Source organism: Pedococcus sp. KACC 23699 (assembly GCF_045348425.1).
In the GTDB taxonomy this organism is placed as follows: Bacteria; Actinomycetota; Actinomycetes; order Actinomycetales; family Dermatophilaceae; genus Pedococcus.
This window is the reverse complement of record NZ_CP157483.1, coordinates 3,898,889-3,910,304: the sequence shown is the minus strand read 5'-3', so window position 1 is coordinate 3,910,304 and position 11,416 is coordinate 3,898,889. Positions and strand designations below refer to the sequence as shown.

The 11,416-nt window shown below is 70.6% G+C and carries 12 protein-coding genes; 7 read left to right on the top strand and 5 right to left on the bottom strand.

Annotation, left to right across the window (positions count from 1 at the left end; genetic code table 11):
- Positions 1 to 3: 3 nt before the first annotated feature.
- Genes ABEG17_RS18410 through glgC form a run of 4 tightly spaced genes read right to left on the bottom strand, consistent with a single transcriptional unit; the run spans position 4 to position 4,195 of the window.
- Positions 4 to 864 (bottom strand): cyanophycinase, encoded by an 861-nt coding sequence (locus ABEG17_RS18410; RefSeq protein ID WP_406830940.1) that lies wholly within the window; start codon positions 862 to 864, stop codon positions 4 to 6.
- A gap of 16 nt (positions 865 to 880) precedes the next feature.
- A complete protein-coding gene (gene serB / locus ABEG17_RS18405) occupies positions 881 to 2,092 on the bottom strand; it encodes a phosphoserine phosphatase SerB (RefSeq protein ID WP_406833235.1) in 1,212 nt (403 codons plus the stop codon).
- A gap of 34 nt (positions 2,093 to 2,126) precedes the next feature.
- Entirely contained in the window at positions 2,127 to 2,945 is an 819-nt protein-coding gene (locus tag ABEG17_RS18400; protein WP_406830939.1) for an LLM class F420-dependent oxidoreductase, read from the bottom strand.
- Entirely contained in the window at positions 2,942 to 4,195 is a 1,254-nt protein-coding gene (gene glgC, locus ABEG17_RS18395; protein WP_406830937.1) for a glucose-1-phosphate adenylyltransferase, read from the bottom strand. Before glgC ends, ABEG17_RS18400 begins: the two co-directional genes overlap by 4 nt.
- 75 nt (positions 4,196 to 4,270) lie before the next feature.
- Here glgC and glgA point away from each other — a divergent pair, with 75 nt between their 5' ends.
- Positions 4,271 to 5,482, top strand: a complete 1,212-nt coding sequence (gene glgA, locus ABEG17_RS18390) for a glycogen synthase (RefSeq protein ID WP_406830936.1) — start codon at positions 4,271 to 4,273, stop codon at positions 5,480 to 5,482.
- Between the two features lie 116 nt (positions 5,483 to 5,598).
- Here glgA and ABEG17_RS18385 read toward each other — a convergent pair whose 3' ends face one another.
- Positions 5,599 to 6,366, bottom strand: a complete 768-nt coding sequence (locus ABEG17_RS18385; protein ID WP_406830935.1) for a hypothetical protein — start codon at positions 6,364 to 6,366, stop codon at positions 5,599 to 5,601.
- A gap of 32 nt (positions 6,367 to 6,398) precedes the next feature.
- On the opposite strand from ABEG17_RS18385, the gene ABEG17_RS18380 reads away from it, so the two are divergent.
- The 6 genes from ABEG17_RS18380 (at position 6,399) to ABEG17_RS18355 (ending at position 11,411) form a co-directional block, all read left to right on the top strand.
- A complete protein-coding gene (locus tag ABEG17_RS18380) occupies positions 6,399 to 7,217 on the top strand; it encodes an ABC transporter ATP-binding protein (RefSeq protein WP_406830934.1) in 819 nt (272 codons plus the stop codon).
- 29 nt (positions 7,218 to 7,246) lie between these two features.
- Entirely contained in the window at positions 7,247 to 7,714 is a 468-nt protein-coding gene (locus ABEG17_RS18375) for an NfeD family protein (RefSeq protein ID WP_406830933.1), read from the top strand.
- A gap of 2 nt (positions 7,715 to 7,716) precedes the next feature.
- Positions 7,717 to 8,979 carry an SPFH domain-containing protein gene (locus ABEG17_RS18370; RefSeq protein ID WP_406830932.1) on the top strand — a complete coding sequence of 421 codons (1,263 nt, stop codon included), beginning with the start codon at positions 7,717 to 7,719 and terminating at the stop codon, positions 8,977 to 8,979.
- Positions 8,980 to 9,080: 101 nt separating this feature from the next.
- Complete coding sequence (locus ABEG17_RS18365) at positions 9,081 to 9,857, top strand: sulfite exporter TauE/SafE family protein (protein WP_406830931.1); 777 nt, start codon at positions 9,081 to 9,083, stop codon at positions 9,855 to 9,857.
- Complete coding sequence (locus ABEG17_RS18360) at positions 9,857 to 10,576, top strand: TSUP family transporter (protein ID WP_406830930.1); 720 nt, start codon at positions 9,857 to 9,859, stop codon at positions 10,574 to 10,576. Before ABEG17_RS18365 ends, ABEG17_RS18360 begins: the two co-directional genes overlap by 1 nt.
- Positions 10,577 to 10,586: 10 nt before the next feature.
- Complete coding sequence (locus ABEG17_RS18355; protein WP_406830929.1) at positions 10,587 to 11,411, top strand: TrmH family RNA methyltransferase; 825 nt, start codon at positions 10,587 to 10,589, stop codon at positions 11,409 to 11,411.
- Positions 11,412 to 11,416 lie beyond the last annotated feature (5 nt).

Genomic DNA, 11,416 nt, shown 5'->3' with positions numbered 1-11,416 from the left:
CGGTCAGGCCTTCGCGGAGGCCAGGGCCACCGCGGCGTCCGCGTGCTTCTCGACGAAGTCGACGAGACGCACCTCGGCGAGGTCGAAGGTAGCGCCTGCGGGCAGGGAGTGCACGACTGCACCAGAGACCATGAGGGGGGCGCCCCGGCGCGCGTCAGGGGCGTCGGAGACCGCCTCTCGGCAGTCGAGGACGAACACGGCGCCGGCGCCGTGGACGGTGAAGCCGGACCGGTCCCGGACCTCGATGGCCGTGTCCTCGTCGATCCCGATGCCGATGAGGCTGGGGGAGGCGGCCACCATCGACATCAGGCGGCCGTAGCGCGAGCGCTGGGCGAAGTGCTGGTCGATGATGACGCCCTCGAGGAGCCCGAGGCCGGCGCTGAGCTGGCTGTGCCGCTGACGTGGGGTGATGCCTTCCTCGCCCATCGAGATCATGAACTGGCTCATGATCGATGCGCCGGCCGAGGTGCCACCGACCACGGCCCCGCGGTCGTGCGCACGGTGCAGGGCGTCACCCAGAGGTGTGCCGGGGAACCGCTGGCTGAGCTTGAGCTGGCTGCCGCCGCTCATGAAGACGCCGGTGGCCTCGTCGACGAGGGCGACGAGGGCCTCGTCGTGCGACTCCTGCCGCGACTGGGGGTTGACCACCGAGGGCGCCGGGGCGCCGAGCCGGGTGAAGACCTCGGTGTATGCCTCGGTCACCTCGTCCTGGAAGGAGGACGCGGTCGGGATCAGGACGATCTTGGCCTTGCGGCCACCTGCGAGGCGGACGAAACGTCGTAGGACGGTGGCTTTGCCGACGCGGTCCTCGGCACCACCGATGATGAGGAGGGTCGGTGTCGCTCGACGTTGTGACGGGGGCATCGCACCAGCCTAGGGATCAGGGGTGGGGGATGGCCGGAGCGGGGGTCGGCGTGCCGTCGGCCTCGTCGGCTTCCTCGATCTCCTCGCGGGTGATGCCGAGCAGGTAGAGGACCGCGTCGAGGTAGGGGACGTTCACCGCGGTGTCGGCCTGGTCGCGGACGACGGGCTTGGCGTTGAAGGCCACACCGAGGCCGGCGGCCTCGAGCATGTCGAGGTCGTTGGCGCCGTCGCCGATGGCCACGGTGCGCGACAGGGGCAGGCCCTCCTGCTCCGCGAACCGGCGCAGCGCCGCAGCCTTGGCCGCTCGGTCGACGATCTCTCCGACGACCTTCCCGGTCAGCAGCCCGTCACGGACCTCGAGCCGGTTGGCGTGCGCGTGGTCGATGTCGAGCTCACGGGCGAGCTCCTCGACGATCTCGATGAAGCCGCCTGACACGACGGCGACGGTGAAGCCGAGTCGCTTGAGCGTCCGGACCAGGGTCCGCGCGCCGGGGGTGAACCGCACGGCCCTGCGCACCTCGTCGAGCACGGAGACCGGAAGGCCTTCGAGGGCTGCGACACGCTCGCGCAGGCTCTCGGCGAAGTCGAGCTCGCCCCGCATCGCGGCCTCGGTCACCGCGGCCACCTCGGCGTCCCGCCCCGCGTGGGACGCGAGCAGCTCGATCACCTCGTCCTGGATGAGGGTGGAGTCGACGTCCATGACGACCAGCCTTCGCCCGCGTCGGGCCAGGCCCCCGGCAGCGACGGCGATGTCGAGTCCGTGGAGGCTGGACTCGAGGGCGAGCTCACGCCGGAGCCGGTCCACGTCCGCGCCGGACACGTCGAACTCGACCGTCGTGACCGGATACCGGGAGAGCCTGCGTATGCGGTCGATGTTGGCGCCGTGCGAGGCGATCCGAGCCGTGATGGCGGCGACGCCGCTGGCGCGCAACGGCGCGCCGAGGACCACCACCGCTGCTCGCCCGCTGCGCCGACGACGGGTGTCGCCGGTGCCCTTCTTGATCTTGACCTTGAGGTCGAGACCGTCCCCGACGTCGTAGATCACGGCCCGGAGACGTTCGTCCGACTCCCCGGAGTCCAGGAGCATCGCGAGCGTGAGGTGGCCACGGACGACGACCTGCTCGAGGTCGAGGACCTCGGCGCCGACCGCGGCGATCGCATCGAAGAAGGTGCTCGTGACACCGGGCCGGTCCTCGCCCGAGATGGTCACGAGGAGGGTCTGCGGCATCACGTCGGGCACGCTCGGACGATACCTACCCGTCTCAGCCCTCGACGTGGGAGTCTCGCCATGCGACCAGGTCCCGCAGGGGACCGAGGTCGTAGGACGGGCCGCCGACACCGACGGTGAACAGCCGTGTGCCGATGTCGTAGAGGGCCTGGGCGCCTGCGGCGTAGTCGGCCACGTCCTCGGGGTGGCGACCCGGTTTGGGCGAGACGCCGGCCGAGCGCTCGATCTCCGCAGGGTCGCGCCCGACCTTGGCGCACCACTCGTCGAGCACGGTGTGCTTGTGCGCCACGGTCTCCGGGTCACCGAACCCGTGCCAGATCGAGGCGTGCTCGGCGACGATCTTCAGCGTCTTCTTCTCGCCGCCACCCCCGATGAGGATCGGGATGTCACGGGTGGGCGCGGGGTTGAGCCGGCCCCACCGCTCGCGGATGAGGGGCAGGTCGCGGGCCAGGGCGTCGAGACGACCACCGGCCGTCCCGAACTCGTAGCCGTACTCGTCGTAGTCGCGCTCGAACCAGCCGGACCCGATGCCGAGGATGAGCCGGCCGTTGCTGATGTGGTCGACGGTCCGGGCCATGTCGGCGAGCAGCTGGGGGTTGCGGTAGCTGTTGCACGTGACGAGGGCGCCGATCTCCACCTGCTCGGTGGCCTCGGCCCAGGCGCCGAGCATCGTCCAGCACTCGAAGTGGGCTCCGTCGGCCTCGCCGTACAGCGGGAAGAAGTGGTCCCAGTTGAAGATCACGTCGGCGCCGATCTCCTCGGCCTCGGCGCACGCGCGACGGATCGCGGCGTAGTCGGCGTGCTGGGGCTGGAGCTGGACCCCGACCCGGATGGGCCGTCCGTGGCCGGTCATGCGGTGACCTCCTGGAACTTGGCGACGACGACGAGCCCTGACTCGGTCACCATGAAGCCGCGCTCGCGGTCGTGGTCGTGGTCGACCCCGATGCTCGTGCCCTCGGGGACGATGACGCCCTTGTCGATGATGGCCTTCGTGATGACGCAGTTGCGCCCGACCTCGACGCCGTCGAGGAGCACGCTGTCGTCGATGGTCGTGCCGCTGTGGATGTGGCATCGCGGCGACAGCACCGAGTTGGTCACCGTCGCGCCGGAGATGACGACACCGGGGGAGACCGCCGAGTTGTGCGCCTCGCCGAACTTGCCCATCGCCCCGTGCACGAGCTTGGCCGGGGGGAACGGTCCGTAGTCGGTGTAGATCGGCCAGTCGTAGTTGTAGAGGTTGAAGACCGGGTGGATGGACACGAGGTCCATGTGGGCCTCCCAGTAGGAGTCCATCGTCCCGACGTCGCGCCAGTAGGCCTGGTCGCGCGGCGTCGCGCCCGGGATGACGTTGTCCTTGAAGTCGTAGACGTAGCCGCGACCCTCGTCGACGAACGCCGGGACGATGTCGCCGCCCATGTCGTGCCGGCTGCCCTCGCGCTCGTTGTCGCGGGTGACCGCGTCGATGAGGACGTCGGCGTCGAAGACGTAGTTGCCCATGGAGGCAAGGACCTCGTCGGGGGAGTCGGGCAGGCCCTTGGCGTCGGTGGGCTTCTCGAGGAACGCCCCGATCTTCTTGTGGTCGTCCGCGTCCACCTCGATCACGCCGAACTGGTCGGCGAGCGAGATCGGCTGGCGGATCGCTGCAACCGTCACCCCGGCACCGGTCTCGATGTGCTGCTTGACCATCTGGGAGAAGTCCATGCGGTAGACGTGGTCGGCCCCGACGACCACGACGATGTCGGGCTTCTCGTCGTGGACCAGGTTGAGGCTCTGGAAGATCGCGTTCGCTGAACCGAGGTACCAGTTCTTGTCGATGCGCTGCTGAGCCGGGACGGGGGCGATGTAGTTGCCCAGCATCGTCGACATGCGCCAGGTCTTGGTGACGTGGCGGTCGAGGCTGTGCGACTTGTACTGCGTCAGCACGACGACCTTGAGGTAGCCGCTGTTGACGATGTTGCTGAGCGCGAAGTCGATCAGGCGGTAGATCCCCCCGAACGGCACCGCTGGTTTGGCACGGTCGGCGGTCAGCGGCATCAGCCGCTTTCCCTCACCGCCCGCAAGGACGATGGCGAGGACCTTGGGCATTCCGCGGCGGTACGGCATACGCCGACCCTAGGGAATGGTCGCCCCGGTGGCGAGCCCTGTCCGCAAACACGTTCCGCCACTACGCTCGCGATCGTGAGAGTCGACATCCTGTCCAAGGAGTACCCGCCCAACATCTACGGCGGGGCGGGGGTGCACGTCGCCGAGCTGGTGCGGGCACTGCGTGAGCGCGGCGACATCGACACGAGGGTGCGTGCCTTCGGTGTGCCCGTCGTGGAGGAGGGCACCTCCGGGTATGGCGACCCGCCGGACCTGGATGCTGCGAACCCGGCCGTCAGGACGATGGGCGTCGACATCGCCATGGCCGGTGACTGCGTCGGCGCCGACCTCGTGCACTCCCACACCTGGTACGCGAACTTCGCCGGCCACGTCGCCTCCCTGCTCGGTGGGATGCCGCACGTCGTGACGGCGCACAGCCTCGAGCCCATGCGGCCCTGGAAGGCGGAGCAGCTCGGCGGCGGGTACCGGTTGTCGTCGTTCATGGAACGCACTGCGTTCGAGGGTGCCGACGCCGTGATCGCCGTGAGCGAGGGGATGCGCCAGGACGTGCTGCGCAGCTATCCGGACGTCGATCCCGAGCGGGTCAAGGTGGTTCACAACGGCATCGACTCCGAGCTGTGGAAGCGCAACGTGGACCTCGATGTCGTTCGTCGCCACGGTGTCGACCCCGAGAAGCGGTCCGTCGTCTTCGTCGGGCGCATCACCCGGCAGAAGGGACTGCCCTACCTCCTGCGTGCCGCCGCCCAGCTCCCGCCGGACGTCCAGCTCGTGCTGTGCGCCGGCGCCCCCGACACCCCGGAGATCCTCGCGGAGGTCGAGGCCCTCATGGACAAGCTCAGGGCCACCCGCGACGGTGTCGTGTGGATCGCCGAGATGCTGCCGCGGGCCGAGGTGATCGCCCTGTTGTCGTCGGCGACGGTGTTCGCCTGCCCGTCGATCTACGAGCCCCTCGGCATCGTCAACCTCGAGGCGATGGCCTGCGAGCTCGCGGTCGTCGCGACCGCGACCGGCGGCATCCCCGAGGTGGTCGTCCACGGTGAGACCGGGTGGCTGGTGCCGATCGAGCAGCACCAGGACGGCAGCGGCATCCCGCTCGACCCGCAGAAGTTCGTCGACGACCTCGCCGCCGCCCTCACCGACGCGGTCAGCGACCCCGCGCGCGCCGAGCAGATGGGGCAGGCAGGTCGCCGCCGGGCGGTGGAGTCGTTCTCCTGGGCAAGCATCGGCGAGCAGACCTTGCGCGTCTACGAGGACGTCCTGCACCGCCGAGCCGAGACGGCGAGCTAGCCACGGACCATTCGTGCCGTCGGAGCCACGAATGGTCGCGGTGCAGGGACCAGGACGTGCTTTGGTGGCCTTGGAGCCACGAATGGTCGCGGGTTCGGCTGCTCGTCCCCGAGAGTTCAGGCGGGGCGCCAGCCGGCCAGCACCGCGCACGCGGCGTTCGTGGCATCGGCCAGCGCGTGGTCGGCCGCCCGCTGCAGGCGCATGAGCAACGAGTGCCGTGACGCGGCAGTGGCGGCGTTCAACGCACCGTCACCGGCTGCCAGCGCGACGTCGACGACATGGCCGACCGTCCCCGCCAGGGCGATCACCTGTGCCGCCCGACCCGGCAGCCCTGAGGGCAGGCCCCATCGACCACCGAGAGCAGCGTCAGCGAGCTCGCGTGCCGCCGACGCGGCGAACGGCTGGCCGCCGAGCGCGTCGAGGTGCTCCGTGGCCACCCGCAGCTCCTCGCGCAGGTGCCGCTCGAGCTGCGAGGCCTCGAGGGCCTCGACCCGGTGGCGGGGGACCGGTTCGGAGTCGTATGCCGTCCAGTCGACGCGGGTACCCACGTCCAGGCCGCCGCGCACGTCGTTGCCGAACGAGGAGATCGACGGGACGAGCATCCCGCCGAGCGCCGGGACGAACACGGCCTCACCCCCGGCGGCCGCGGCCCCGAGGGCGTCGGCCGACGCGCGCGGCAGGCCCGCCAGGTCTCCCGGCGCGGGCAGGGAGACGAGGAGCGCCTGCTCGCCGAGCTCGCGCCATACGGTCAGGCGGTCGAGGTCGCCGTCCACGTGGTCGATGTCGGGCAGCGCCCGGCGCACCGCGGCGTCCTGTGGTGCACCCGTGGCCCACGCGTGGGTGATCCACAGCGAAAGGCGCACGGAGGCAGGCAGTTCGGTCACCGGGTCATGCTAAGCCGATAGGGTCCGGTGCCATGAGTGACGTCCTAGAGTTCGCCGGGGTGAGTGTGGTCCGTGGCCAGACGACCCTTCTCGACGACCTCACCTGGGAGGTCGAGGAAGGCCAGCGCTGGGTCGTCCTCGGACCCAACGGCGCCGGGAAGACCACCCTGCTCCAGCTGGCCTCCGGCAGGATGCACCCGACCCGTGGCGTCGCCGGCGTCCTCGGCGAGGTGCTCGGGGCGGTCGACGTGTTCGAGCTCCGGCCGCGCATCGGCCTCGCCTCCGCGGCCCTGGCCGAGCGGATCCCCGGTGACGAGATCGTCCACAACGTCGTCGTGACCGCGTCGTACGGCGTCGTGGGCCGCTGGGGCGAGAGCTACGAGACCTTCGACCACGCCCGTGCCTTCGAGCTGTTGCAGGCGCTCGGCGCCGACCACTTGGCCGACCGCACCTACGGCACGCTCTCCGAGGGTGAGCGCAAGCGCGTCCAGATCGCTCGTGCGCTGATGACCGACCCGGAGCTCATGCTCCTCGACGAGCCTGCCGCCGGGCTCGACCTCGGCGGCCGCGAGGACCTGGTCCGACGACTGGGCGAGCTCGCCGGTGACGTGGACGCCCCGGCCCTGGTCCTGGTGACCCACCACGTCGAGGAGATCCCCCCGAACTTCACTGACGTCCTGCTCCTGCGCGAGGGGCGCATCGTGGCCCAGGGGCCGGTCGAGATCACCCTGACCGAGGCCAACCTGTCGCAGACGTTCGGCATGCCGCTGGAGCTCGAACGCCGCGGTGAGCGCTGGTCGGCGCGGCTCAAGGTCGCCACAGGAACGAGTGCTGCGTCCGATTCGTCATAGAGTCACCGCACACGAGCAGGAGGGGAAGCATGGACGTCTTCGCAGACAACCCGTGGTTGGCGTGGCTGGGGATCGCCTTGGTCCTGGCGGCGATCGAGGTCGCCACCGTCGACTTCGTGTTCCTCATGCTGGCCGGGGGAGCACTGGTGGCCTCGGTCGCCGCAGCCCTGGGGGTGCCGTTCCCGCTACAGGTCGTCATCGCCGTCGCGGTTGCCCTGCTGCTGCTCGCGCTGGTGCGGCCGCTGATCAAGAAGCGTTTCATGGTGGCTGCTGTGAGCAACCAGATCGGTGCGGCTGGCCTCGTCGGCCGCACGGCCCGGGTGCTCCAGACGGTCACCGCCACCGACGGTCGGGTGAAGGTGTCCGGCGCGACGTGGTCGGCCCGCACCGCCCGCGACGGTGCACCGTGCCAACCGGGCCAAGAGGTCCGGGTTCTGTCCATCGAGGGGGCCACCGTGATCGTCACCGGCGACACGGCGGGTCAGACAAAGGAGTAGACGTGAATTTCAGTGCAGGCGTCGTGGTCCTGCTGCTACTGGTGGCGTTCGCGCTTCTCGTGCTCTTCCGCACGGTGCGCATCGTCCCGCAGCAGACCGCGCTGATCATCGAACGACTCGGTCGCTACGCGCGCACGCTCGAGGGGGGCCTGCACATCCTCGTGCCGTTCGTGGACAAGGTGCGTGCCAACGTCGACCTGCGTGAGCAGGTCGTCTCGTTCCCGCCGCAGCCCGTGATCACCTCGGACAACCTCGTCGTCAACATCGACACGGTCATCTACTACTCCGTCATCGACGCCAAGTCGGCGGTCTACGAGATCGCCAACTTCATCCAGGGCATCGAGCAGCTCACCGTCACCACCCTGCGCAACGTCATCGGCTCGCTCGACCTCGAGCAGACGCTCACCAGCCGCGACCAGATCAACGCCCAGCTGCGCGGCGTCCTCGACGAGGCCACCGGCCAGTGGGGCATCCGCGTGAACCGCGTGGAGCTCAAGGCGATCGACCCGCCCATGTCGGTGCAGGAGTCGATGGAGAAGCAGATGAAGGCCGAGCGTGAGCGTCGCGCCCAGATCCTGTATGCCGAGGGCACCAAGCAGTCGGCCATCCTCACCGCCGAGGGTGAGAAGCAGAGCCAGATCCTGCGCGCCGAGGGTTCGGCGCAGGCTCGCATCCTCGAGGCGCAGGGCCAGGCCCGCGCCATCCAGCAGGTGTTCGACGCCATCCACCGCGGCAAGCCCACCCAGAAGCTGCTGGCCTACCAGTACCTCCAGGTGCTGCCGCAGATCGCCCGCGGCGACTCCAACAAGATGTGGATCATCCCGAGCGAGCTCACCGACGCGCTGCGCGGCATCGGTGGGGCGCTGGGCCAGGCGGATGCACCGCGGCCGGACGACGGCAGCGGCGACGGCGAGTGGGTCGACCCCGGCCCACTGCAGGACGCCTTCGACGAGACCATCCTCGAGGACCCCATGCAGGCCCTGGCCGAGGCCCGCGGCCAGGCTGGTCGTGCCAGCCGTGAGGCCACCGAGCACGCCAACCCGGTCCAGCGGGTTCAGCCGCCGATCCCGCCGTCCGCCGACGCGGTCCCCGAGTTCGAGCCGCCCTTGGCACCGTCAGCACCGGTCGACCCGGAGCCGACCCAGCCGACCCCGACCGACTCGGAGCCGGCCCCCACCGGCGCGGAGCCGGCCTCGGTCGAGCCCTCGGCGGACCCGACCGATCCGCAGGCCCCGGAGGGCGGGCCACGACCGCCGGTCGCCTGACCCGGTCGCGCACCCTGTGTGCGGACAGGCACAGCGCATCGCGTGACGACGGGCGCCGCCCCTGGGGACCTAGGGGCGGCGCCCGTCGCTAGGGTGCACGGGTGTCCGTTCTCGAAGCCCTCGGCATCCTGCTCGCAGGTCTCGGTGCCGGCGCCATCAACACCGTCGTGGGCTCTGGCACGCTCATCACGTTCCCCACCCTGCTCTTCTTCGGTTTCCCGCCGGTCGTGGCCAACGTCTCCAACACCGTGGGCCTTGTGGCCGGTGGCATCACCGGAGTGCACGGCTACCGGCACGAGCTCAAGGGTGCCGGGCCCACCCTGAAGCGGCTGGCGCCGGCGTCGTTGGTGGGTGGCGTGATCGGTGCGGTCCTGCTGCTCGTGCTGCCGCCCGAGGCGTTCGCCGCGATCGTGCCGGTCCTCATCGGGATCGGCCTGCTGCTCGTGCTCCTCGGGCCCTGGCTCAGCCGGCGGACGGCGGAACGACGGGCGCGTGCGGCTGGCGCAGAGGTCGCCTGGCACGGTCCGGTGCTCGTCGCCGGCGTGCTCGTCGGGGGGATCTACGGCGGGTACTTCGGCGCAGCCCAGGGGGTGATCCTCATGGGGATGATGAGCGCGCTGACGACGGACCCGATCCAGCGGCTCAACGGGTACAAGAACGTCCTCGCGACGATCGTCAACGCCGTCGCCGCGGTGACCTTCATGGTGGTGGCCCGGGACCAGATCAGCTGGGCCGCAGCAGGACTCATCGCCGTCGGTGCGTTCGCGGGCGGCTGGGTGGGATCGAAGATCGGGCGCAGGATGCCGCCGGCGGTGCTGCGCGGCGTGATCCTCGTCGTGGGCGTCGTCGGGATCGTGAAGATCGTCTGGTTCAGCTGATGGAGTGGACCATGGTCCTGCCGCTCGGGCTGGCCCTGCTCGTCGGCGCGTTCGTCCAGTCCTCCATCGGGTTCGGGATGGCCGTGGTGGCCGCGCCGTTCCTCGTGGTCCTGACCCCCGAGCTGATGCCCGGCGCGTTGCTCGTGACGAGCTTCGCCCTGCCTGTGGTGCAGCTGTCGCACGGCGCGCGCGACATCGCCCGACGCCCACTGGGGTGGGCCCTGGCGGCGCGCCTGGCGTTGACCCCCGTCGGCGTCGCCATCGTCACCCTGCTGTCGGTGAAGTCCATCTCCGTGGTCGTCGGCGTCCTCATCCTGCTCACCGTCGCCGCGTCGGTGTCGGCGCTGGACCTGCGTCCGACGCCCCGCAACGCCGCGCTGGCCGGAGCCGTGGCCGGGGTGGCGGGCACCGCCGCCAGCATCGGCGGCCCCTACCTCGCCCTGGTGCTCCAGCACGAGCGACCAGAACGGCTCCGCGCGACCATGGCTGCGTTCTTCCTCGTCGGCACCTCCATGGCCGTGCTCGGACTCACCCTCGCGGGGGAGTTCACCCGTGAGCAGCTGCTCACCGGCCTCGTCTGGGTGCCCTTCACCGCCCTCGGGTATGCCGCGGCGGCCCCGGCCCGCGCCCGCCTGGACCGCGACCGGTTGCGGCGTGCGGTGCTGGCCTTCTGCGTCGTGGCCGGTGTCAGTGTCATCGTCCGTGCCCTCGTGTCCTAGCCTGCTGGCCGTGCCCACCACCATCACCGAACCCGACGACGAGCGGTTGGCCGACTACGTCTCGCTCACCGACGTGGCCCTGCGGCGGCGCACGGAGCCCGAGCGCGGCCTCTACATCGCCGAGTCGGAGAAGGTCATCCGCCGGGCCCTGGCCGCAGGTCACCGCCCGCGCAGCTACCTCATGGCGCAGCGCTGGCTCACCGACCTCGCCGACGTGGTCGAGCAAGCCGAGGCAGACGGGGTCCCGGTGTTCGTCGGCGAGCACGACGTGATCGAGAAGCTCACGGGGTTCCACCTGCACCGCGGGGCACTGGCCTCGATGCAGCGGCCCGTGCTGCCGACCGTGGCCGAGGTCGTCCGCGACGCGCGTCGGGTGGTGGTGCTCGAGGACATCGTCGACCACACCAACGTGGGAGCCGTCTTCAGGAGCGCTGCCGCGCTCGGTGTCGATGCCGTCCTGGTGACGCCCAGGTGCGCGGATCCGTTGTACCGCAGGGCGATCCGCGTCTCGATGGGCACCGTCTTCCAGGTCCCCTGGACGCGCATCGATCCGTGGCCGGCCGCGATCGACGAGCTTCGTGGGCTGGGTTTCACCGTGGCCACGCTCGCGCTGGCCGATGACGCCGTCAGCCTCGACGACCTCGCTGCCGACCCACCCGAGCGCCTGGCGCTGGTGCTGGGCACCGAGGGCGACGGCCTGTCGCGCCACACCCTCGAGGCCGCCGACCTGACCGTCACGATCCCGATGGCCGGGGGAGTGGACTCCCTCAACGTGGCTGCGGCGGGCGCAGTGGCCGCCTGGGCCCTGCGCCCGCCGCAGCGGGACGTGCGCTGACTCGT

Coding starts and splice junctions, on each gene's coding strand:
- serB (WP_406833235.1), bottom strand. CDS start 2,092: ATGCCGCAGACCCTCCTCGTGACCATCTCGGGCGAGGACCGGCCCGGT.
- ABEG17_RS18360 (WP_406830930.1), top strand. CDS start 9,857: ATGGAGTGGACCATGGTCCTGCCGCTCGGGCTGGCCCTGCTCGTCGGC.
- ABEG17_RS18375 (WP_406830933.1), top strand. CDS start 7,247: ATGGACGTCTTCGCAGACAACCCGTGGTTGGCGTGGCTGGGGATCGCC.
- ABEG17_RS18410 (WP_406830940.1), bottom strand. CDS start 864: ATGCCCCCGTCACAACGTCGAGCGACACCGACCCTCCTCATCATCGGT.
- ABEG17_RS18380 (WP_406830934.1), top strand. CDS start 6,399: ATGAGTGACGTCCTAGAGTTCGCCGGGGTGAGTGTGGTCCGTGGCCAG.
- glgC (WP_406830937.1), bottom strand. CDS start 4,195: ATGCCGTACCGCCGCGGAATGCCCAAGGTCCTCGCCATCGTCCTTGCG.
- ABEG17_RS18400 (WP_406830939.1), bottom strand. CDS start 2,945: ATGACCGGCCACGGACGGCCCATCCGGGTCGGGGTCCAGCTCCAGCCC.